Source organism: Bartonella sp. AP30XZML, from assembly GCF_042195945.1.
Taxonomy (GTDB): domain Bacteria; phylum Pseudomonadota; class Alphaproteobacteria; order Rhizobiales; family Rhizobiaceae; genus Bartonella.
This window is the reverse complement of sequence record NZ_JBHIPJ010000103.1, coordinates 50,326-74,050: the sequence shown is the minus strand read 5'-3', so window position 1 is coordinate 74,050 and position 23,725 is coordinate 50,326. Positions and strand designations below refer to the sequence as shown.

14 protein-coding genes, 2 tRNA genes and 1 pseudogene are annotated in these 23,725 nt (G+C 35.9%); 7 read left to right on the top strand and 10 right to left on the bottom strand.

All coding sequences use genetic code 11. The features are described from left to right. Positions 1–214 precede the first annotated feature (214 nt). Together ACFIL2_RS07685 and ACFIL2_RS07680 are read right to left on the bottom strand one after the other, a co-directional pair. Positions 215–487, bottom strand: a complete 273-nt coding sequence (locus tag ACFIL2_RS07685; protein ID WP_375680276.1) for a hypothetical protein — start codon at positions 485–487, stop codon at positions 215–217. Beyond that, a complete protein-coding gene (locus ACFIL2_RS07680) occupies positions 481–2,856 on the bottom strand; it encodes a mechanosensitive ion channel family protein (protein ID WP_375680277.1) in 2,376 nt (791 codons plus the stop codon). The genes ACFIL2_RS07685 and ACFIL2_RS07680 overlap by 7 nt, the downstream gene beginning before the upstream one ends. 180 nt (positions 2,857–3,036) lie before the next feature. Here ACFIL2_RS07680 and ACFIL2_RS07675 point away from each other — a divergent pair, with 180 nt between their 5' ends. The 4 genes from ACFIL2_RS07675 to ACFIL2_RS07660 all read left to right on the top strand — a co-directional run bounded on the left by ACFIL2_RS07675 (position 3,037) and on the right by ACFIL2_RS07660 (position 8,839). Beyond that, positions 3,037–3,414: a hypothetical protein gene (locus tag ACFIL2_RS07675; protein ID WP_375629661.1), complete on the top strand. Its 378-nt coding sequence runs from the start codon at positions 3,037–3,039 to the stop codon at positions 3,412–3,414. A 91-nt stretch (positions 3,415–3,505) separates the two neighbouring features. Beyond that, a complete protein-coding gene (gene secD / locus ACFIL2_RS07670) occupies positions 3,506–6,019 on the top strand; it encodes a protein translocase subunit SecD (protein ID WP_375629658.1) in 2,514 nt (837 codons plus the stop codon). Between the two features lie 99 nt (positions 6,020–6,118). Then, positions 6,119–7,870 (top strand): YbaL family putative K(+) efflux transporter, encoded by a 1,752-nt coding sequence (gene ybaL / locus ACFIL2_RS07665; RefSeq protein WP_375629655.1) that lies wholly within the window; start codon positions 6,119–6,121, stop codon positions 7,868–7,870. Between the two features lie 15 nt (positions 7,871–7,885). Continuing rightward, positions 7,886–8,839 (top strand): YbhN family protein, encoded by a 954-nt coding sequence (locus ACFIL2_RS07660; protein ID WP_375613484.1) that lies wholly within the window; start codon positions 7,886–7,888, stop codon positions 8,837–8,839. 1,099 nt (positions 8,840–9,938) lie between these two features. Here ACFIL2_RS07660 and ACFIL2_RS07655 read toward each other — a convergent pair. Beyond that, positions 9,939–10,014 (bottom strand) — tRNA-Lys (locus tag ACFIL2_RS07655). A 436-nt stretch (positions 10,015–10,450) separates the two neighbouring features. Here ACFIL2_RS07655 and ACFIL2_RS07650 point away from each other — a divergent pair. After that, positions 10,451–12,019 carry a TerC family protein gene (locus tag ACFIL2_RS07650; RefSeq protein ID WP_375612149.1) on the top strand — a complete coding sequence of 523 codons (1,569 nt, stop codon included), beginning with the start codon at positions 10,451–10,453 and terminating at the stop codon, positions 12,017–12,019. A 655-nt stretch (positions 12,020–12,674) separates the two neighbouring features. Here ACFIL2_RS07650 and ACFIL2_RS07645 read toward each other — a convergent pair. From ACFIL2_RS07645 to ACFIL2_RS07630, 4 genes and pseudogenes are all read right to left on the bottom strand, one after another. Beyond that, positions 12,675–12,773 (bottom strand): hypothetical protein, encoded by a 99-nt coding sequence (locus ACFIL2_RS07645; protein WP_375632822.1) that lies wholly within the window; start codon positions 12,771–12,773, stop codon positions 12,675–12,677. A 2,064-nt stretch (positions 12,774–14,837) separates the two neighbouring features. Then, positions 14,838–15,405: pseudogene (locus ACFIL2_RS07640) on the bottom strand (hypothetical protein). 229 nt (positions 15,406–15,634) lie between these two features. Next, positions 15,635–15,853, bottom strand: coding sequence for a YbfB/YjiJ family MFS transporter (locus tag ACFIL2_RS07635; protein WP_375632810.1), 219 nt, complete (start codon positions 15,851–15,853; stop codon positions 15,635–15,637). Positions 15,854–16,379: 526 nt separating this feature from the next. Further along, a tRNA-Arg gene (locus ACFIL2_RS07630) sits at positions 16,380–16,456 on the bottom strand. A 263-nt stretch (positions 16,457–16,719) separates the two neighbouring features. Between ACFIL2_RS07630 and ACFIL2_RS07625 the strand changes: the two genes are divergently transcribed. Together ACFIL2_RS07625 and ACFIL2_RS07620 are read left to right on the top strand one after the other, a co-directional pair. After that, entirely contained in the window at positions 16,720–17,493 is a 774-nt protein-coding gene (locus ACFIL2_RS07625) for an NAD kinase (protein ID WP_375612145.1), read from the top strand. 146 nt (positions 17,494–17,639) lie between these two features. Further along, complete coding sequence (locus ACFIL2_RS07620; RefSeq protein ID WP_375632806.1) at positions 17,640–19,043, top strand: DEAD/DEAH box helicase; 1,404 nt, start codon at positions 17,640–17,642, stop codon at positions 19,041–19,043. A gap of 60 nt (positions 19,044–19,103) precedes the next feature. Here the strand turns inward: ACFIL2_RS07620 and gltX are convergent, their stop codons facing one another. The 3 genes from gltX to ACFIL2_RS07605 all read right to left on the bottom strand — a co-directional run bounded on the left by gltX (position 19,104) and on the right by ACFIL2_RS07605 (position 23,665). Then, positions 19,104–20,477, bottom strand: coding sequence for a glutamate--tRNA ligase (gene gltX, locus ACFIL2_RS07615; protein WP_375632804.1), 1,374 nt, complete (start codon positions 20,475–20,477; stop codon positions 19,104–19,106). A 10-nt stretch (positions 20,478–20,487) separates the two neighbouring features. Then, positions 20,488–22,149, bottom strand: a complete 1,662-nt coding sequence (locus ACFIL2_RS07610) for an NAD+ synthase (protein WP_375639760.1) — start codon at positions 22,147–22,149, stop codon at positions 20,488–20,490. Positions 22,150–22,285: 136 nt separating this feature from the next. Next, on the bottom strand, positions 22,286–23,665 hold the full coding sequence (locus tag ACFIL2_RS07605) for a class II 3-deoxy-7-phosphoheptulonate synthase (protein WP_375639758.1): 1,380 nt from the start codon (positions 23,663–23,665) through the stop codon (positions 22,286–22,288). Positions 23,666–23,725 lie beyond the last annotated feature (60 nt).

Here is a 23,725-nt window from a genome sequence, read left to right as displayed (position 1 = left end):
ATTTTTAGAGAATCGATGTTTATTGACAATATTATAAATACCTCAATATTCTTACATCCAAAATGCATACTGTAGATTCTACATAGTATAAAAAAGCATCTATTTTATACTAAAATCATACTTTTTTTTACCATTTTCTAAAGGATGAGATTATTAATACGACAATATCATTATCCTTCTAAAGCTTGTCCCCAAACAAAAATTCTCAATCATTTTATTTAAAAATTGCTCTTCCCCTACTGATTTCTATAATATCATCTGCCTTTATTGCAAAACGGTCTTTATTAGGAAAAGTTATAAAACATCCCTTCATACAAATTGTAATTGTTTGATGAGTATTTAAAGAAATTTTTGAAGGTATACTTCCTTCAACAACAATAAGAGATTGTATCTTTAAATCAGTATTCTTCACTGTTGCAGTAAAAGCTGTTATGGTAAAAATACTTAATAGAATAACTGTAATCAAAATATAAGTATATTTTAGCATTCTAAGATTCCTTCCTCAGCAAAACGCTTATATAGGCTAAATCGAAGAGCATTGGTTACATGAGAAGATGAGGTAATATTAGGCACATAAATAGCCAAATTAAAGGAAAAACTCTTACGATCAAATGCTGTAAAACTTACCTGTGGGATAGGATTTTTTAAAACGCCTTCTGTCGCAGAAGCAATCTCTAACAAAATTTCAGCAACATGCTCTGGAGCAACCTTAGATGATACAGTAACTGGTATATCAATTCGTCCTACTTTATTACGTCGTGTCCAATTACTAACGTTGTTATTAATAAGGCTTGAATTGGGAATAATAATCGTCTTACGCTGAATGGTCTCAAGTTCCGTTGCACGCACACTAATACGCTTAACAACCCCCCCTACTGATCCAGATTCTATATAGTCTCCTATTTTAAATGGTCTTCCAACTAAAATAATAAGTCCAGAGACAAAGTTTTGGACAATATTCTGTAAACCAAAACCTATACCAAGTGAAAGTCCTCCAGCAATAAGAGCGAAATTTCTAAGATCCAAACCTGCCATTGATAATCCGGTCAAAGCAGATACAACAACGCCTCCATAACTTATCACTGTTTTGATAGAATTACGTATACCAGAATCGAACTCTCCATGAACCAACACCACATTATCTAACCAACCAATAAATCGGCGAATAAGAAACCAGCAAACACAAAAAGAAATAATTCCTGTTACAAGAGAAATCAAAGAAAGACTAATATTTCCAATCTGAAAACCGGTCACCGATTGCCACAAAACTGCTTTTAAATCAGAATAGGAAAATCCAAACTGTACAGCAATTGGCATTGCACAAAATATAACAACAAATAAATTGAGAAAAACGCTCATAAAAACTCCCAATTGATTCATCGTTTTTTCTTCTAAATGAAACCTCTGCATCAAAAGATGACCAACCGTTGTTTTCATAAATTGGTCTTTAGTTCCAAGTGCTTGAGCGCTTTGTATTCCTAAATACATGAGAACTAAAAATGCTCCATCAATCATAATTTGCTGCGTAATAAAACGCGCAAGTCCAACATAACCTAAAAAATTCAATACAAAGAGCAGTAACCCCAAGCCAATAAGAGGAATGCGTATATAAAATGGCCAAAAGTATGGCTCTTTTTTTTCTTCTTGAACACGCCTACGTCTAAACCGCAAAGGTACAAATGATATTATAAATAGCAATATCGCTACAAGAAAAACAGCAATAAAACTTTTAGCAATTGTCAAAGATAGAGGCGCTGAAATGATTTGATAAATACTATCAAGAACAGCGTCAAATGCCAAAATACCCCCTAAAGACGTGAGTAAAATCACTAATTGATAAGCAGACGATGGTGCAATACTGAGAAGACGCACATGGGGCCTATTCGATGATAGAAGAACAACAGCTAATCGATTGATTAAAAATAATAAAATAATTTGACAACCTATCATATCAAAAACTGTTGTAAGTTTACCTGGATCTAAGTTAAAACTACGAAACAAAAACAACACAAGATAAACGCAAAGAATACATACAAGTGAAGGTAAGAGAACTGAAATAAAGGCGATCAATAAGCGTTGTAAATAAGATATTTCCTCATTAGATTTCATAAAGTGGCAATACACATGAACAAGAACTTTTTGAGAAAAATACGAAAGTCCCAAAGTAATAAAAAGTGGAATTAAAAAGCAAAGAAATAGTTGTAAAAACTTGAAGTAAAATATAAAATTCCACCAAGAATTTAACAACACAAGAAAATCTGATGAAGCCTCTTTTGTTTTTTGGACGAGATGTTTAACCATCGGAATCGAAAACTCAAGCCTATACGTAAGCGTGCGTTTAAAAAGCTCCCGAGATTGAGAAATAGAAAGTTCAGCTATTCTATTTGCCGCTAAGAAAATTGCTTCAAAACGAAGCATGATACTGTTAATTTTAGCTTTTTGCTCTATCAAATAGGAATATTCCTTCACTGAGCTTTTCAGTTTTTTCACGTCACGATGGAGCTCCATTAATTGATCAAGAAGTGTATTAATCTCATTAAGAGGAGGACGCAAAACAAATGCTGCCTCAATAGCACGTTCACTGATATCTTGTGCACGTAACCGTAATTCTTCTAAAGCACGCTCATCTTCTGGCTTTCTGTCAAAATCTCTTTTTAAAGTTTCAGTATTTTCTTCAAGAGTCTTAATAATCAACTGTTGTTGCAGAATAATTTCATCAACTGAATAAGAAGCTATCGTTTGTTCGACAATTGTATTTTGTGCCCCCTTATTACCCCATGCACCAGAATTAAATACAAAGATAATCCCCAAAAGAAGGAAAAGTATGTGGATGTTTTTTCTACAAAATGAATACATATCTACCTTATGAGCACAAAAGGGATTTTATTTTTCTCTTTTAAATATGGTATAAAGTAGATATTTTCAACTTTTATAGAATAATCTTATAAAAGCTTTCCCTTATCCTATAATACTGGTAATAAGATAAAAGAATGATAAATAAGCTGAACTCAATAAGATTAAAGAAGGCACTCTAGCATGTTTTTTTTGCACCTTTATTGCAAAAAAGAAGATTTTCTTCCTTTGACAACCTGGATTTTTCTATCCAGTTTAGGTGTATTCTTGACGAGCAACCTAGAAACGCGTGCTTATTTAATCAAGCCATCACACACCAATAATGTCATTAAAACGAATAGATTTGATTTACATCATAAGTGTGATCAGGTGAATGTTACCACAACTGAAAACAAAAAACTTGTAACACTCCATACAGAATCTATTTTTATGAGAACCTTTCAAAAAATCCTAACATTGGATTTCTTTTTAATAAAGATTCCAGCTGTTGACACACGATTTCGTAACGTTAAAACACAATATTTCTCAAATAAACGCGCTCCTCCCAATAAACACACTTAATTCTCTTCCTTGAATATAAAAACGATCATCTTATTTTGCTTGTGCTTTTAACTTTGAATAACTGTTAGATTGCCTATTTACGGAATATATCATGCGTACACCTGGTTGGTTAACTACCCTTTATTGTTTTATTCTTTTAAGCAGCATTTATGTTGCCTTACCCAATTTATTTTCACACGAACAAGTTAAAAACTCGAAATTCTTACCCGACACCCGTGTAGCACTTGGTCTCGACCTTCAAGGAGGCTCTTCTCTCCTGCTCGAGGTTGATAGCAAAACGTTAAAACGCGATCAGTTACATATAGTTTTAAGCAATGTGCGCAATGTATTGCGTGAAAAACAAATCCGCACCTCAAGTGTGCGTATTGTTGAAGATAGCGTTATTGCCCTTATTTCTGACCCATCGCAAACTGAAAAAGCACTCTCTGCTTTGAAAACATTAATAACCCCCATACACAGTAGCTTTGGCACAACAGAACATAACATCATGATCAGTGCTCAAAATGAAACTCTCCGCGTCACATTAACAGAAGCTAGTATAAAAGACCGTGTCAGCAATGCTATTGAACAAAGCTTAGAAATCATCCGTCGTCGTATAGATCAAGTTGGTGTTTCAGAACCAGCCATCCAAAAGGTCGGAAATGATCGTATTATGGTCCAATTGCCTGGACTACAAGATCCAAAACAACTGCGTGATCTTTTAGGAACAACCGCTAAGATGAGTTTTCATCTTGTTCCTTCTAATGTGGACCCCAATAATCCCCCTATAGGTGTTTCTATTCTCCCTGGATACACTGATGCAACACAACATTATGCAATTTATGATCAAATTGCTTTAGATGGAAATGTCCTGAAAGATGCCCGTGCAGGTTTTGACCCCCAAATACCAGGACGTTCCATTATTTCATTTACGCTAGATTCCGCTGGCGCAAAAATATTTGCCGATATAACACGACAAAATATTAACCGTCCTTTTGCCATTGTTCTGGATAATAAGGTTTTAACCGCTCCGACCATCAATAGTGTCATTCCCAATGGACAAGGTCAAATTACAGGAAACTTTGACCCCAAAGAAGCCTCAACTCTGGCTGCTCTGCTTCGTGCTGGTTCCCTCCCCGCACCACTCACAGTCATTGAAGAGAGAACCGTAGGTCCAAATCTTGGTGCTGATGCTATCCAAATGGGACTTTACACCGGCATAATTGGCTTTATTCTTGTTGCAATTTTTATTTTTCTTCTCTATCGTATTTGGGGATTAATTGCCAATATAGCACTAGCTCTGCACACAATTTTAACATTTGCTGCACTGAGTCTTTTGGGAGCTACGCTTACGCTGCCTGGTATTGCTGGTATTATTTTAGGCATCGGTATTGCCGTTGATGCTAATATCCTTATCAATGAACGTATCCGTGAAGAAAGTCGAAAAGGTGTGGGTGCTTTTGCAGCCCTAGATCGTGGATTTAAACATGCTTTTGCAACCATTGTTGATGCAAATGTTACAGCAATTATAGCGACCGTCTTACTATTTTGGTTCGGGACCGGTCCCGTTCGTGGTTTTGCCGTAACAATGTTGCTTGGTATTATCATCTCCATGTTTACAAATATCACCATTGTACGCATCATCATGATTTGGATTGTTCGTAAATGGAAAATTAAAAAATTGCATATTCACTCTGCTTTCAACATCATGCCACAAAACACAACTTTCCACTTTATGAAAGCACGTTTCATTGGTATTGGCGTCTCAATTGTTTTATCAATGGCTTCAGTTTTTCTCTTTTTTAAGCCTGGATTGAATTTTGGTATTGATTTCATTGGCGGAAGCCAAATGAGTATTACCACGAAAGGACCAGCAGATCTAGCAACTCTGCGTTCCAAGCTTTCTACTCTTAATATTGGTGAAGTTACCTTGCAAAATATTGATAACGAAAATACCGTATTAATTCGCATGCAGAAACAAAGCGGTGGCGAAGCACAACAAACCACCGCCATTGATAAGGTCAAAACAGCTGTACAAAATATCTATCCCGATACCACATTCGATCAAATAGAAGTTGTTGGTCCCAAAATTTCAGGTGAGCTTGCCACAGCTGCTTTTACTGCTGTTATTCTTGCGGCTATTGCCATGTCTCTCTATATATGGTTACGCTTCGAGTGGTTCTTTGCCATTGGAGCAATTATCACTCTCATTCTAGACACCACAAAAATGATTGGCTTTTTTGCTTTATTTCAATTTGATTTTAATTTAACGGCTATCGCCGCACTCTTAACAATTGTTGGATATTCTATAAATGATAAAGTTGTCGTCTATGATAGGATGCGCGAAAATATGCGTCTTTATAAAAAAATGCCGTTGCGCGAGCTGATTGATCTGTCAATTAATCAGGTTCTTGTACGTTGTTTTTTTACATCAGCCACAACAATTCTTGCGATGCTCCCCATGGCGATATGGGGTGGAAGTGCTGTTCATAATTTTGCATTACCCATGGTCTTTGGGATTATTATTGCAACATCATCCTCTATCTTTATTGCTGCTCCTATTTTACTCCTGCTAGGAAATTGGTGGCGTGAGCGAAATAATCGTGCAAATATCAAAGTGAAATAAAAATGCCCTTTAATGCGTATGGTACATCTCGCCTCTCTTCTCATAGAAATATAGTCGTTTTCATTCATTCGCTTTTTGATCAAGAATAGTAAATAATCCATGCTCCACGACACACCACTTATCACAACTATTGTTGCAGGCTTATGTTTAGCATTTCTCTTGGGAATGATTGCTAGCCGTTTACGTATTTCCCCCCTTGTAGGCTATTTGTTAGCTGGTGTTATTGTGGGACCCAATACAGGCGGATTTAAAATAGATTCCGTCATCATTAATCAACTTGCTGAAATTGGTATTATTTTGCTGATGTTTGGTGTTGGGCTCCACTTTTCATTAAAAGACCTTTTATCTGTCAAAGCTATTGCTGTCCCCGCTGCTATTGCACAAATGGCATTTTCTACTTTTCTAGGTTTGTGCCTTGGTCTGATTATGGGATGGGGCTTTAGTGGTAGTTTGATTTTCGGTCTTGCTTTATCCATAGCAAGTACCGTTATCCTGCTACGTGCTTTGCAAGAGCGTCATCTTATTGAAACAGAAAAAGGACGCATTGCCGTTGGATGGTTGATTATTGAGGATTTAGCAATGGTCCTTATACTTGTCCTCATCCCTTCCTTGGCAAGTGCCCTCAGCAATAGCAAAAAAGAAGCGTTGGATCCTCTTGTTCAATGGTTGGATTTAAGTATTTGGGGTATTTTTGGTCTCACCATCCTGAAGGTAATTGTATTTATTGCACTTATGCTCGTCATTGGGCGACGCGTTATCCCATGGCTTTTAAAAATGAGCGCACAATCGGGATCACGTGAATTATTTCGTCTTAGCGTCTTTGCTATTGCATTAGGAGTAGCTTTCGGAGCCGCTCATTTATTTGGAGTTTCTCTTTCTCTTGGTGCTTTTTTCGCTGGTATGGTCATGAGCGAATCAGAATTAAGCCACCGTGCCGCGGAAGAATCTTTACCACTGCGCGATGCTTTTTCTGTTCTCTTTTTTGTTTCTGTAGGCATGTTATTTGACCCCGAGAAACTCTTAACTCATTTTTTCCCTCTCTTAGCAACCTTATTCATTATCGTAATCGGAAAATCTGCTGTTGCCTTTTTCATCGTTAAAGCTTTTCGCTATTCTAATGCAACAGCTTTGACTATTTCTGCAAGCCTTGCCCAAATCGGAGAATTTTCCTTTATCCTTGCTGGTTTAAGTTTAAGCTTAGGACTTTTAAACAATGACGCTCATGATTTAATTCTTGGAGGAGCAATTTTTTCTATTTTGCTCAATCCTCTTGTTTTCATTGCCTGTAATAAAATTAAAAAACGTCTAGAAAAAAATTCTGCATCTTCACAAAATACCCAAACAATTATTGATATTGATCCACAAGATCCTGACCAAGATTTTTTACCGATGACCTTAAAAAACAACCATATCGTAATTATTGGCTATAGTCGTATCGGTAAGTGTGTTGCATTATCTTTAATAAATAGAGGTGAACCTATAGTGATCGTAGAAGAATCAAAACGCCTCTCTGATAAAGCGATTGCAGATGGCTTTGAGGCTATTTGCGGCAATATCATTCAACAAGAAATAATGAACGCAGCAAATATAAATAATGCACATAAAGTTGTTATTACAATGCGAAGTACCATTGAAGTAGGAGAATGTATCGTGAATATCCGTGATATGAAGAAAGATATCCAGATAATCACACATGCATTATCCGACACAGAAACAACATATCTCATTGATTTAGGTGCTGATGTTGTAGTAACAGATGATGAAGAAATTGCCAATGGCATTATAGAGTATATAACAGAACGAAGATCTGTAAGGAATATGCTCAATCATGAAAATTTACAGAAAACATAAAATGGATACAGAATCGTGAAAATAAAGCAATTTATATGGCCATTGATTGGTATCTTAGCAATGCTGGTATCTATTCGAATTCTTTACATGAAGCTCTCTGCCATTTCATTTGGGGATGTATTGGAGCGCTTGAGCAATTTAAATGCACAGCACTGGTTATTAGCCTGTTTATGTTCTCTCCTAGCTTATGCTGCTCTTGCTGGATATGATCGAATTGCCTTGCAACATCTAGGCCATAAAATTTCTTGGATTTTTATCGCTATATGTTCATTTACAACCTACGCTCTTTCACACAATATCGGTGCTTCAGTTTTTTCTGGTGCCGTTGTACGCTATCGCGCCTATAAAATGAAAGGATTAAACGGAACAGAAATCGCAATATTAGTAGGTTTTTGCTCTTTTACTTTTGTAATCGGCACAATCTTACTTTTGGGAATCGTTTTGGTGCTGCAACCCGAAATTATCACCCTCATTCATAAAGAACTTCCTGAATGGCTCGGAACAACGGCTGGAGCAATTTTACTCAGCTGTATAGCACTTTATACGTTTGGCAGCTGGCTTCAGTTAAAGCCCTTACGCTTGGGGAAGAAAATTCAACTTTCCTATCCACGACTGAAAATTGTTATTCAACAGCTTCTCATTAGCCCTCTAGAGCTTTTAGGAGCAGCAGGAATTATATATGCTGTTCTCCCACATAACGCAGATATTCATTTTATCTCTGTTCTTGGTGTTTTCCTAGCGTCTTTTACGATAACTCTTCTCTCTAATGCTCCAGCAGGAGGAGTAGGAGTTCTTGAAGCTCTTTTCATAACAGGCATGCCCAATATAAATCCAACCGATGTTATTGCAGCACTTATTGTCTTTAGAATGTTTTATTTGATTATACCGCTCATCCTTTCATTATTTGTGGTCGTCATTTTTGAGGCGCAACAATATTGGAAAAGAGCCCCCAAAACACCACCTGAATAAATAAAAGGCTATCAATGACTTCTTTTTTTATGTACCTATAAAAGAACAAAACACCATCGTGTTGCCAATTTACATATCTTTTTTAAGAAACCTCTTTCAACGCTCTTCTCCATTACACAACAATACCCATAAATGGTATAATAGTAAAGCTATTGTTGCACCATCATCTTTATACTTAATAAAAGAGCAAGCCTGCGCCATTATACTATTTTTCCAATGTTATGATAACTTTTAGCACTTAAGAACATTAATAAGAATTATTTTTATGCCTTTCTTCAATAGTCTTTATCCACACGTTAATCCCATTTATGATGCAAAAATGAATGATTTTAATTAATTCATTATAAGAGGGATTGAAACAAAAGAAGTTTATGATAGTAAAGTTTTTTTTAATAAAGAATAATCAATTCTTTATAAATCAATATATTATAATGAATCTGAGTGGCTTTCTTAATATTTATATTTTTAGAGGTTTAGCTAACGGAAAGACAGCATAGCGTAACCACACAGCTTAATATTTTAAAACTTTAAGCCTCATTAAAGTTTATTGTCTTTCGTTTAACAGGTATTAGCTTTAAACAATTAAACTGATCTAATTTTATTACTTGTATGTCCAGCTAACTACTTTATTTTATCTTGATTTACCCTCTTGGAATACTGATGATTAGTACAGAAGTTTTTTGTTTAAGCGGGAGAGTTATCAAAAAATATCCATGCTGCTGACACAACTAAAGTGTAAAGTTTCTTCTGTCTTTAAACAATATGCTAAAAATCCAAAAAAATTTAATCAATTTATATTAAAAGCAGTGAAAACTGTTGATTTTTATACCCCTTTAAATAACACAATTGTCGGTAAGAGGCTTCTCCTTACCAATTGCAACTTAAAAAAAGAAACAATACGCATTAAAAGATCTTTAAATGTCCTTTGGAAGTTCTTTGAGTCCCCTAAAAAGTACAAACACCGATGACTAAGCTATATCAACAATCTTCACTTTTAAACAAACAGATATGGGGAAATCCTACTGCCCAATTTTATTTAGCAACTCGTACCTTAAAAAAAATTACGCAATCAATAAGTTATTTACGGTATAAAATAAAATGGTGGGTGATGAGGGGATCGAACCCACGACCCGCTGATTAAGAGTCAGCTGCTCTACCGACTGAGCTAATCACCCATAAGCTTCTCAAAAGACGAGAATGAGCGTTTCTATAACGCTCCTAAGGATAGATGTCCAGATATTTTGTTGTTTGTTATATAAACTCATTGTCTGTAAGGTTAAAAATATGATATTCACCACTTGATCTTATATAAAAATAAACCCATTATAGGAAGCTTTATAAATAAATGTTCTGATTGTTATACAGAACCTATAGTTAGAGGATTATCGAGCATAATGCCCGAGCGAAAATTAGATGAACCTTCTTGTGGTTGTAAGCGGGATGGGGCATCATTTTGTTTTATCAAAAATCACATGCATTCAAGCAATATTGTGCTGTTTTTTTCTTTGAATATAAGTTTTTTACATTCAATGTTCATGATCCAATATACGAACAAAAGCCTATGAATTTTTTTTGTCAATCGCGCGCTTTTAAGCTTCTAAAAGGTAAGGAATGATGGAATGGATCACTGATCCCCATGCGTGGTTTGGTTTGATCACGCTGGTTTTTCTCGAAATTGTTTTAGGAATAGATAACCTTATCTTTATTGCAATTTTAGCTGAAAAATTGCCACTGCATTTGCGTGACCGCGCACGCTTTATAGGTCTTACTTTAGCATTAATTATGCGGCTTTTTCTTCTTACCGTTATTGGATGGGTTATGAGACTCGATAGAGTAATTCTTTCACTTTCATCTTTTGTATTTAGTTGGCATAGCTTTATTTTAATCGGTGGTGGAGCCTTTTTGCTCGCAAAGGGAACGCTAGAATTACATGAAAGGTTAGAAGGAGTATCACATGAAAGAAAAACAGGCGTTGGTTATGCTGTTTTTTGGCAAGTAATCGTCCAAGTCGTGGTGCTGGATGCCGTTTTTTCACTAGACAGTATTATTACCGCAACAGGTATGATTGCAAAAGAGCAGGCAGCAGTTATGTATATCGCAGTCATAGCTGCTATGGGAGTAATGATGTGCGGATCTGGTGCTCTTATGCGTTTTATTAATCGTCATCCCACTATTGTAATCCTTTGTCTTGGTTTTTTGATGATGATTGGTTTTACTCTCATTGTTGAAGGATTTGGTTTTCATATTCCAAAAGGGTATTTGTATGCTGCTATTGGTTTTTCTGTTCTTATCGAAGCTTTTAATCAAATTGGACGTCGTAACCGTGAAAAAATGATTAAAACGAATGATCTACGCAGTAGAACAGCTGATGCTGTTTTGAGGCTCTTAGGAGGAGGAAGCAAAGATAGTCACCTTGCTGAGACTGTAGATGTTATTGCTGAACAGGCCGCAGCTTCTGAATTGTTTAGACCAGAAGAAAAGGAGATGATTCGTGGTGTTCTCGATTTAGCTGATCGCCCTGTTCGCTCTATCATGTCGCCGCGTAATGAGATTGAGTGGTTAGATTTAAATGCTGATGAAAATGAAATGCGTGAAGAATTACAAAAGGTTAAACATAGCCGCTTAATTCTTGCGCGTGAAAAAGTGGATGAATTTGTTGGCGTTGCATTGACAAAAGATCTTCTTTTGAATTTGGCTGAGGGGAAAAAGATTAATTGGAAAAAAGCTATGCGAGAACCCCTCGTTGTTCATGAAAATACAAGTGTTTTACGATTGATGGAGCAATTACGTCATTCTTCGATTCAGCTTGCAATTATTGTTGATGAGCATGGATCTTTTGAAGGAATTGCAACACCAACCGATATTCTCGAAGCTATTGCAGGAGACTTTCCTGATGACGATGAAGAACTCATGATCGCAGAACAACTTGAAAATGGCAGTCTTCTTGTTGAGGGATATGCTGATATCCGCCGTTTAAGTGGTTATCTTGGGCGTAACCTTGTGGATGAAGCAGATCGTTATACGACTCTGGCAGGCTTTATGCTTTGGCAGTTTGGTCATTTACCAAATGAGGGAGAAAGCTTTGAAACTGATGGTTTACACTTTAAAGTGATTGAAATGGAACGCCGAAACATATCTAAAATCCTTATTTCTCCACTTGTATCACCAGAAAAAAGCTAATTCTTTTTATAAGCAAAATGAATAAAAAGATTTTTTTATGATTAAAAATTGAAAAGAATAAGCAGTTGATAACTCAATTGCATTTCATTATTTTTATATTTTTTTTAAGCGTAAAGTAATGACATACAAAAGTTATATTATCAATGAACTTTCCATTATAAAAAATTTTCATTGATGATTGACGAAAAGCTGGAAGAGAGAAAATGGTGCAAAATTATTTGTCAATGGTCATTAACCTCAAAACAATGAATATATACAACATATTGATTTATAATAATTATTTATTACAATATTACCTTCACATCAAGAAAGCCTCTTTCAAACATCAGATTTCCGCCAATGGATAAAACTCCACCATTGTTGAGTTAACTCAACTGATGATGGCATCTTTAAACCAGACTCTGGCTCCTATAATCTTTTTAGATCTTCTTGATATTTCTTAAGGAACTATTCCTTAGCTTTTGTTTCGATAAATTTAGCTATTTTTTTCCTTCCAAGAATGAAACTCCACCTCTCTGGAAAGCTCTTATTAAGAACTTTGTTTTTCTTCCAGATGGTTCATATTTTTTACTACTTTTGCAATGAAAGCGTAGCTGAGTTGCTTAGATTTGACTACTTCTTTGACTAAAGCCAATGCACGTTCAAAATGAATCTGTTAGGTATTTTCATCAAAGCCTAAATGATCCTCTGTACTGAAAATTTGGTAATAAGATTGTAAGGTTGCAACATCACCCAATAAAGCTAGTGCACCAATATGAAGTAAGCTATAATCTGCATCATCTACCTTGATAACCTTTATGTGCCCTCCAACTTCACTCTATCGCCAAGGTGGTGCTCCATATCTGGAATAAAAGCATTTATGAAGATCAATTTTTTCTATCGCCTATTTCAAGACATAATCCCGCTTAATTCCAACCAATCCGCATATATTTCTTCTTCACAAACTCTCAACCCCTTTTTATAAAAATCAAGTTGTAGATCTTGTAAGTGCTGAGAATTAATAGGGATCAATTACCATAGGCAGCAGCTAAAATACCAGTACTAATCGAAACTCCAACATCAACTTACGGATAACCTTTGATAATTGCGTCATTATAAAGAATTTGTACTTCACAATCTGGTAGTTGATAACATGCTGAATAATTATCTACCTCTTTAATTTTTTCAACAAACCAATCAAGATTTTTGAAGAACACTGTTGCACTCTCCATGATTAAAAAATTCTTTGCTCTACCTCAAAAGAGGTTGTATCCATATCAAAAGTCAAAAGCGAAGCAGATTTTTGCAAACAAAAGTGATAACGCCGTGTAAGAGAAGAATCTTATCAATAAGGTCTTTGGTGATTTCTTTTGCAACGTCTAAACGAGATGGAATCTTATTCATAAAAAAATATAATAAAGTCAATAGTTTGAATGCAATTATTTTATATGAATCCCATTTAAAATCTACACTTTTATACGTGATTTAATTAACCATTTTTCATAAACAATTACCATGTATGGATAGACCATAAAACGCAAATCATGATGCAAATGTTATAACGCATGTAAACATTCAAATGAAGTGAACGCAGCTATCATTCATAACAGTTCATAAATTTTATGATACGTTTTTATCACACACAAATCGCATTATTAAAAACGTAATCGTTTGAAATTATCGATAACATAAATTGCATGCGTTTAAAGAATGGTATGGGGTTTACTCTTTTTTTGAGCTAAACCTTAAAAGAAATAATCATTTGAAACTATCATAGAATAGGTTTTAATTCATTAAGGGCACATAAAAGGATTTAAAGACAAGTCGATTTTAAAGCGGCGCTTACTAAAAAGTTAGTCAATAATAAGCCGACATCATATAGATATTATCATCACAACAGGTAATGAAATTGATAATGTTATGTCGTAGAAATCAAAAGATTTTTAATGATATAACGCAGGCAAACAAGCAAAAAACGTTTTAAAAGTTACAGTTTAAAAATACGAAACCAAATGACGTCCCCTCAAATTTGAGGATACTTATTAAGACAAAGATAAGTAGATAAATTTCAAAAGGATGGCAATCATATTACAAAGGCATGGTGTTTTACTCAATTTTGAGTTAAAAGCGACAATATTAAAGACTGCTCTACTCTAAAGTTAACGAGCTCAAATTTGGGCTGATTAATTTTGCCAGCCCAAATATGGACCGGCTTATTTGCAGAGAAGTTAAGTTTAAATGCAAAGTAAAAATACGCTTATGAGAACCTCACTAAATGAACGTTTAAACGTTTAGAGACACAAAATGATATCTCTATAAAAACGTTTGAAACCTAGGTTTTATAACAGTTTAAAAGCCTTAGATTTTATAAAAAGCGGTTGTTTATTGTCTTCTGAAAAGCTGCTTTTAAAACCAATGCTTGTAAATTTAAACAACGGGTTTTGTTACAAATATTCACTTAATACGCATTTTCTCTTGATTGTCTTGATATGAACCTACCAAGCGTTGAGACATTTTGATAATGTACTTTGTGTCAAATGACCACTTCAAAAATGCGAGCGTTATTCTTAATACGTTTTATAGCCATACAAAAGTGTTTATAGATTCTGTAATTCAAATGAGTGATTAAATATTATACCTGTCATTTACGTTCCTATTGATCAGTTTTAATCAATAGAATAGAGCGTTTGCAATATGATACGTTTTGTATATATGCATTCATTATTGATTTCTTTTGTATGATCTGTAGTACCTCTATTTAAAAGCAGCGTTATATCAATTGGCACGGCTTTCTTTTATGATGCGTTTATAACCATCAAAGAAGCACTCTCCACGTCTGTCATTTATTCTGTTCATCAATCTTGATAACATCATCACTTTCATAAACCTCACAATTTATGGGAACCGAATATAAATCGCTATGTCTTTTTATTCTTGCATTGCCATAAACAGAGCTATACCCATCAGTATGATACCCCATGCTAGCATTGCCGTAAACCTTGCCTAACAACCGCATGATCATAAACCGCGGCATTGCTATGAATACGTGCACTACCGGATAATTTTTCATTCCCATAAACCCACGCATAATGATAAACTCAACCGTTATAAAAAAGATGAGCATTGTCATAAACATGAGCACCAAAATACACATAGGTTTTATCACATATAAGGGTATTGCCATAGACATAGCCACCAATGGCAGTATTGCCATAGCCCCTTGTATTTTCATAAACACGACTAGATGTTACAACACGGCATTATCAGCAACCCAGCAATTGCCATTATGAGAGAGATTGCTCTTTCATTTTCAATAAAAGCATCTAGACCGCCTTTTTTACATCACCAAAATCTTTTAAAGCACGAATGCGATAATATATATATACATGACCAGTCACGAAATCCATTTAATTGATCTATTCATATTTTGGATGTTTTTTTCTGATTAACAGGAGCGGTTTCATTTGCAATGGAAGAAATAACGGAGGTATTTTTTGATATAGTTGTCATATTCAAGCTAATAATAACATATTCATTACCTAGGAGAATACCAACTCCTACACCTGCCTAAAGCGAAGAAATAATCCGCCCATTATGGCTATGCTGCATGACCATCATAGAACCCAAAACCATCATTCACCAGCAACAAAACGGATCAAAAGGACTAAGTGTTAATGCCATGAAAATAATAAGTGCACTCATTACTATAGCTGCACAAGATAGTATGCGAGGAGCAAGAGATATAATCCCAATTCTGCCAAATGTAAAGAACATACTCCCAACTAAATAACCACCATAATTAGCGTTCGGTATATAAGAAAGTTGATTAAAGCTAAACAATCCCTCATCCAACATAACTGGCAATATTGGTGTATAGAGAAATTACCAGATAACCATATCAAATACAGCATTTTGAAACAATTCAAATCTTGACGGTTGTTTTTTCCCCCTTATTATTCCTTTAATTGGTGATATTCCTCATCCGCGTTCCATATCACCATAACAGCCTTTAACTCCAAAAATAGAATAAAAGCAAATTTAGCTATCTATTTTAATGCTCAAAACAATATATTTAGCGATCTACTGTCAACATCGTCAGATCAGTTGTACAATAACATATTGAATTAATATGTATTTTTATGTTATAAATGTTTATAGTTAAATTGAAAGCATATTTAGATAATCTTGCTTTTTTATCTCGATATTCAAAATGACTAACCGAAAAATTATATACGCAGCCGTAAATTTTACTTCTCTTGAAATTATTTGCTTATTCGCTACAAAACTTAATAAACAACTCAAATGACCATTTTCATAAAAGAGGAAATTGGCTTTTTTTTAGGTAATATTGTTATTTAGGATGATATGAAGTTGAAGAATTTGGTGCACCCGACAGAATTCGAATCTGTGACCTCTGCCTTCGGAGGGCAGCGCTCTATCCAGCTGAGCTACGGGTGCTTCACACTGATTATTAAAATCAGTTATGGTCTTTTAACTAATCATACTCTTAGCTTCAATGCTAAATTATCATTCTAATAAAAAAATTACTCGTTTGTAATTTATCTAACGACGCATTCCTTTTACTTTTTAATGATACTTTACCTTGAAATAACTTCTCTTTATTCAATGCTCTTTTTATTATAAAAAGAGCTTTTATTACAACTTCAAAACTCTCAAAAATAAGTTACAACATAAATTATAAGTATCAGGATAATTTTTAAATGGCTACATTACCAAGTCGCTTTCATTTTATTTCCGCAGAAACTGAGGAGGCTATCAAAGCTACCCATAAATTAATTTCCGTTTATGGTCATTCTTCTCTGGAAGAAACTGATATTGTTGTTGCAATCGGTGGTGATGGGACAATGTTACAAACCGTACGAGATGTCATGAACACAGGCAAACCTATTTATGGTATGAATCAAGGTTCTGTAGGATTTCTTATGAATGAATTTCATGAAAAAAAATTGCCCAATCGTATTGCTGCCGCACATAAAAAAGAAATCCATCCCCTGCGCATGATTGCAAAATCTGAATGTCAAGATTCTATCGAGGCGCTTGCAATTAATGAAGTATCCCTCTTTCGGCAATCTTATCAAGCGGCAAAAATTCGCATCACCATTGATAACAACGTACGCATGGAACAATTAAGTTGTGATGGTGTCCTCGTCGCTACACCAGCTGGATCAACCGCCTATAATTTATCAGCACAAGGACCTATCTTACCTCTTATGGCTCCCCTTATGGCCCTCACTCCCGTTAGCCCTTTTCGCCCTCGGCGTTGGCATGGAGCTTTGCTTCCCGATACAGTAACAGTGCGCTTTGATATGCTTGAACCTGACAAACGCCCTGTAAACGCTGCTGCAGATAATATTGAAGTTAAATCTGTTCATTCAGTTACTATTTCAATGGCAACAGAAGTAACAGCTTCAATCCTTTTTGACTCAAATCATTCATGGGATGAGCGCATTTTATCAGAACAATTTCGCTATTAATGATTGTATTATGCGTTTTATATGTATATGATTGTTATAGTTAGTTTTTTTGTGAAAACATCTTAACACTTTTAAAGAGTGTAGAATATTGGTTATAATCATCATTTAGATAGCGCAGTTAAAATCACAGAGCAGTTGATAAAAAAATGATACCATCTTTAAACAGTTTTGATGATTTAGGTCTTTCCGCAAAGGTTATTAATGCGGTGAAATCAGCGGGGTATACATCTCCGACTCCTATTCAAAGTGAAACAATTCCGCATGTCCTTCAAAGAAAAGACGTTTTAGGAATCGCCCAAACGGGAACAGGTAAAACCGCCTCTTTCGTATTGCCTATGCTCACTCTCCTTGAAAAAGGTCGTGCAAGAGCACGCATGCCCCGTACGCTTATCTTAGAACCAACAAGAGAAATTGCAGCTCAAGTTGAAGAAAATTTCGATAAATACGGCATAAATCATCGTTTAAATGTTGCTCTTTTGATTGGTGGCGTTTCTTTTGAACTCCAAGATCGCAAACTTGAACGGGGAGCTGATGTTCTTATAGCAACACCAGGGCGCCTTCTTGATCATTGCGAGCGCGGTAAACTGCTCCTGATGGGCGTTGAAATCCTTGTGATTGATGAAGCTGATCGCATGTTGGATATGGGCTTTATTCCTGATATTGAACGCATCTGTAAACTAACCCCTTTTACGCGTCAAACTTTGTTCTTTTCTGCAACAATGGCGCCAGAAATTACAAAGCTAACGAAACAATTTTTACATTCTCCTGTATCTGTTGAAGTTACAAAAGCTTCCTCAACAGCTACCACAATTACACAACGGCTTGTCAAATCTGGAAATAAATCATGGGATAAAAGAGCGGTTTTACGAGAGCTGATCCAAAATGAAGGTGCAGAGCTTCAAAATGCAATCATTTTCTGTAATCGAAAGAGAGATATCTCTGAACTTTTTAGATCGCTCATCAAACATAACTTTAATGTAGGGGCACTTCATGGAGATATGGACCAATATTCGCGCATGAACACCCTAGCTGATTTTAAAAATAATAAACTTACACTTCTTGTTGCTTCTGATGTTGCTGCCCGCGGTCTCGATATTCCAGCTGTAAGTCATGTATTTAACTATGATGTTCCGACACATGCTGAAGACTATATCCATCGAATTGGTCGTACAGGGCGTGCAAATCGCAGCGGAAAAGCCTTTACAATCGTTACAAAAGCTGATCAAAAATATATCAATGCCATCGAGGAAATGAGTAATGAAAAAATTGAATGGCTCAATGGAGATCTTTCAACTTTAATAGCCGATGCTCAAACAGAAGATATTGTTGTAAAGAAAAAATCTTCAAAATCATCAAAGAAAACTGCTCCAAAAGAGCCTGTTGCTCACACTAAAAAATCTGTAGAAGAGAATAAAACAGAATATATCAAAAATGCAAATAATAAGGAGAAGCCATCTGAGCAACAACGCTCACGAAAAAATAAGAATTACACGCCCCTTGGATTTGGTGATGATATTCCTGCATTCATGCTCATAAAGACGCGTAGATAGACTCGTCCTTTACTCTCTGTAAGCATAAAGTAAATAAAAGATGCCTTTTAAAAGTTTCTCTTATTTCTTAGAGAGTCTTTCTATTACCTTTTCACGCCCTAAAAGCTGCAAAAGCTTTCCCATTTCAGGTCCATGATCCATGCCCGTAAGTGCTTGACGTAATGGCATAAATAAGAACTTTCCTTTCCGACCTGTTTTTTCTTTTAATGCTGTTGTCCAAATTTTCCAACTTTCCTCATTCAAAGCACCTTCAGGTAAGAAATCGAGTGATTGACGCACAAATACACGATCCTCTAGTGCCACTGTATCAAAATTCTGTTCATCATGAATGATTTTCCACCACAAAACAGCATCATTGACTTTATCAATATTGCGTCTTATCGCGTTCCAGAAATATTCCGCCTTATCTCCCTCAATAGAAAGTTTTTTAAGGCGCATTTTAACGTCCTCATAACTTAGTTCATGGACAAGATGACTATTCAAAGAAAGAAGATCAGCAATATCAAATTTTGCAACCGATTTTGATGTATCTTGTAAATTAAAATGCTCTAAAAGCGCTGCTTGATGGGGATAGGGATGTACATTTTGTGATGTCCCAATCAAAACGGCAAGGCATTGAACAGCTATAGATTCAAATCCTTTTTCCCGTAGAGAACGAATAGAAAGATCATTATTACGTTTTGAAAATCCTTTTCCTAAAACTGTCGCCAATAAATTGGTATGAGCAAAAACCGGTAATTCTGCATTAAGAGCTTTAAAAAGAGCAATTTGAGCGCCTGTATTTGTAATATGATCATCCCCACGAATAATATGCGTAATAGCCATATCTACATCATCAACAATAGACGGCAATGTATAAAGATAGCTTCCATCTTCACGAATAAGAACAGGATCTGAAAGAGAAGCCAAATCAATCGTCTGCTTTCCCTTTATTGCATCATTCCAGCAAACTTCTGTTCGCTTTGTTTGTAAAGGATCACTTTCAAAATTAGGAAGAAGAAAACGCCAATGGGGTTTACGACCTTGAGATTCAAAGTTTTTTTTCTCTTCTGCTGTCAATTTTAATGCTGCACGGTTATAAATAGGAGGCAATTTGCGTGAAAGCTGGATTTTACGACGCCGCTCTAATTCTTCTGCAGTCTCATAACAGGGATAAAGAAGCCCGCGTTGTTTGAGAATTTCTGCAACTTCATCATATCGATTAAATCGCTTAGATTGGTAATAAATTGAATCTGGTTGAATACCAAACCATTCAAGATCAACAGCAATAGCATCAATATATTCTTGTTTAGAACGTTCAACATCTGTATCATCATAGCGCAAAATAAATTCTCCTTTATGCGCTTGCGCATAAAGCCAATTGAAAAGCGCAATACGGATATTGCCAATATGAATATAACCTGTTGGAGAGGGAGCAAAACGAACTTTAACCATAACATAATACTCAATTTTTATCGCGAAAATGATTGACTATAGGATAGCGACGATCGCGTCCGAAATTCTTGTAACTGATTTTTACACCGGGTGCAGATTGTCGCCTTTTATATTCAGCACTATAAAGAAGCTGTTCAATTTTCTCAACAATTTCCCGTGAATACCCACGTTGAACAATATCACCAATACTCATGTCATTTTCTACAAGAGATTGCAAAATATCATCTAGAATAGGATAAGGTGGAAGTGAATCTTCATCTTTTTGATTTTCCCGCAGCTCTGCAGAAGGCGCTTTTTCTATAATATTGGATGGAATTACAATTCCTTCTGGTCCTCTCAAATTGTGCAAGTGATTTTTATTGCGCCACTCAGCTAATGCATAAACCTGCATTTTATAAATATCTTTAAGAGGATTAAACCCGCCATTCATATCCCCATACAATGTTGCATATCCCACAGCCATTTCTGACTTATTGCCTGTCGTTACCACCATTGAGCCGAATTTATTTGAAAGCGCCATTAAAAGTGTACCGCGTATACGACTTTGAAGATTTTCTTCTGTGACGTCAGAGGATAACCCTGAAAAAACAGGTGCCATTGTCTTTAAAAAAGCCTCAACAGGTTGTGCAATCGGTATGATTTCATAACAACATCCCAAAAGATCAGCACATTCTTTGGCATCTTTTAATGATTCTTGCGAAGTATAATGATAGGGCATCATAATGGTGCGAACCCTCTCAGCACCAAGAGCATCCACCGCCATTGCTGTACACAGGGCTGAATCAATTCCTCCTGAAAGACCAAGAATAACATCCTTAAAGCCGTTTTTATTAACGTAATCTTTCAACCCTAAAACACAAGCTTGATAATCGGCCGCTAATCCATTGAGAAGACTTTCTTTAGGACCTGAAATACAGTGCCATCCCGTCGTTGTTTTTTGCCAATGGCTTAAAGCAATATGGCTATCAAAGTGTTTCATTTGAAATATCTTTTTGCCTTGTCCATTCAAGGCAAAAGACCCGCCATCAAAAACGAGCTCATCTTGACCACCAACTTGATTAGCATAAATAATTGGCACCCCAGATCGTAGGGCTTGCGTATGAACAACATCTATACGTTTTAAGGTTTTATTACGATAGTAGGGAGATCCGTTAAGGACAAGAATAATTTCCGCTCCTTTATTACCAAGCTCCGCACAAAGTGAAGAATCATTCCAAATATCTTCACAAATCACTATTCCTAGTCCTACCCCACGATAGATAAGAGGCTTAGGTCGTGGTCCTGAAGAAAATAAACGCTTTTCATCAAATTCAGCATAATTAGGTAAATCAAACTTCAAACTTTCGGCAATGACTCGCCCTTCATCAAGAAGCATGACACCGTTGTAAATATTGCCATTGCGTCTTAATGGAAGTCCAATGACAATTCCTGGTCCGCCTACGGTTATCTTTGCTAATTTCTCAACAGTCTCTTCACATGTTTTTGTAAAAGCAGGTTTTAGAACAAGATCTTCCGGCGAATAAGCGCTTATAAAAAGTTCCGTGAATAAAACAAGATCTGCCCCCTCTTCTTTGGCCTTTTGATGCGCCATGACAGCTAAAGAAAAATTCCCCTCAATATCACCGACAATAGGATTTAATTGAGCAATTGATACCCGAAAATTATTTTTCATAAGCCTTTGTATCATTTCATCAGTTTAGTAACCACAACTTTATTCTTCATCATCTTTATTCTTCATCATCGGAAATATCATTTTTAAAAATTCTCTTCTGCCATAATGACCTAAAAAAATATTAGGCAAATTTTTGCTACCCCCCAGCAGCAATTGCTAACGAGTCAGTCACGCGATTTTTTTTAAGGAGTTCAGCAACAAGAAAAGCCAATTCTAACGCTTGATCTGCATTTAACCGTGGATCACATTGCGTATGATAACGATCAGATAAATCGTCCACAGAAATGGCATGTGCCCCTCCTGTACATTCAGTAACATCACGACCTGTCATCTCAATATGAATGCCTCCTGGATAAGTTCCCTCTCCACGATGCACTGCAAAAAAATTCTCTACTTCTTTTAAAACATAATCAAAGGGACGCGTCTTATAACCATTGGCAGTAATTGTATTGCCATGCATTGGATCACATGACCATATAACCGCACGCTTCTCGCGTTCAACGGCACGGATGAGTTTAGGCAGATAACTTTCAACTTTATCATAACCAAAGCGCGTAATGAGAGTAAGCCGCCCCAGCTCGTTTCCAGGATTTAAAATATCAATTAATTTTAAAAGCTCATCAGACTCAATGGAAGGACCACATTTTAATCCTATAGGATTCTTAATGCCGCGACAATATTCAACGTGAGCATGGTCAATCTGACGCGTACGGTCACCAATCCATAACATATGACCAGATGTTGCATACCAATTTCCTGAAGTTGAATCAATCCGAGTCAAAGCCTCTTCATAACCAAGCAACAGTGCTTCATGACTGGTATAAAAAGATGTTTCACGCAATGAAGAATGTGTTTTGGATGTAATCCCTATAGAACGCATAAAATCAATTGCTTCAGAAATACGCTCTGCCAATAATTCATAACGTTCTCCCTGCGGACTGTTAGAAACAAAACTCAACATCCATGTGTGAACATTTTCTAAATTAGCATAGCCACCTTGTGAAAAAGCACGCAATAGATTAAGTGTTGCCGCAGATTGGCGATAAGCCATAGACATCCGTTGCGGATCTGGAATACGAGAACCTGCTTCAAATTCAATGCCATTAATAATATCCCCACGATAAGCAGGAAATTCAACTCCCTCTTTTCTTTCAATATCAGAAGAGCGAGGCTTTGCAAATTGACCAGCAATACGACCAATTTTAACAACCGGTTTAGAACTACCAAAGGTCAAAACAATCGCCATTTGCAAAAATACACGAAAAAAATCACGGATATTATCAGCTTCATGTTCTGCAAAGCTTTCGGCACAATCACCACCTTGCAATAAAAAAGCTTGTCCTTTTGCAACAGCTGCTAATTCATTTTTTAAATCACGTGCTTCACCGGCAAAAACTAAAGGAGGGTAACTTCTCAGTTTTCGTTCAACATCTTCTAACATAGACTTATCCGGATAAGTCGGAACTTGTTTAATTGGCCTTGTTCTCCAAGAGTCAGGTGCCCATTCTTTTATCATTACACTCTCTCTAAAGATTAATCTTACAGATTGGCATATCAAAAGCTTTTTACCGCAATA

Excerpts from the sequence above, each read along its gene's own strand:
- ybaL (WP_375629655.1), top strand. The coding sequence starts at position 6,119 with ATGCTCCACGACACACCACTTATCACAACTATTGTTGCAGGCTTATGT.
- ACFIL2_RS07620 (WP_375632806.1), top strand. The coding sequence starts at position 17,640 with ATGATACCATCTTTAAACAGTTTTGATGATTTAGGTCTTTCCGCAAAG.
- ACFIL2_RS07685 (WP_375680276.1), bottom strand. The coding sequence starts at position 487 with ATGCTAAAATATACTTATATTTTGATTACAGTTATTCTATTAAGTATT.
- ACFIL2_RS07610 (WP_375639760.1), bottom strand. The coding sequence starts at position 22,149 with ATGAAAAATAATTTTCGGGTATCAATTGCTCAATTAAATCCTATTGTC.
- ACFIL2_RS07650 (WP_375612149.1), top strand. The coding sequence starts at position 10,451 with ATGATGGAATGGATCACTGATCCCCATGCGTGGTTTGGTTTGATCACG.
- ACFIL2_RS07605 (WP_375639758.1), bottom strand. The coding sequence starts at position 23,665 with ATGATAAAAGAATGGGCACCTGACTCTTGGAGAACAAGGCCAATTAAA.
- ACFIL2_RS07675 (WP_375629661.1), top strand. The coding sequence starts at position 3,037 with ATGTTTTTTTTGCACCTTTATTGCAAAAAAGAAGATTTTCTTCCTTTG.
- ACFIL2_RS07680 (WP_375680277.1), bottom strand. The coding sequence starts at position 2,856 with ATGTATTCATTTTGTAGAAAAAACATCCACATACTTTTCCTTCTTTTG.
- ACFIL2_RS07625 (WP_375612145.1), top strand. The coding sequence starts at position 16,720 with ATGGCTACATTACCAAGTCGCTTTCATTTTATTTCCGCAGAAACTGAG.
- secD (WP_375629658.1), top strand. The coding sequence starts at position 3,506 with ATGCGTACACCTGGTTGGTTAACTACCCTTTATTGTTTTATTCTTTTA.
- ACFIL2_RS07635 (WP_375632810.1), bottom strand. The coding sequence starts at position 15,853 with ATGTTGGATGAGGGATTGTTTAGCTTTAATCAACTTTCTTATATACCG.
- gltX (WP_375632804.1), bottom strand. The coding sequence starts at position 20,477 with ATGGTTAAAGTTCGTTTTGCTCCCTCTCCAACAGGTTATATTCATATT.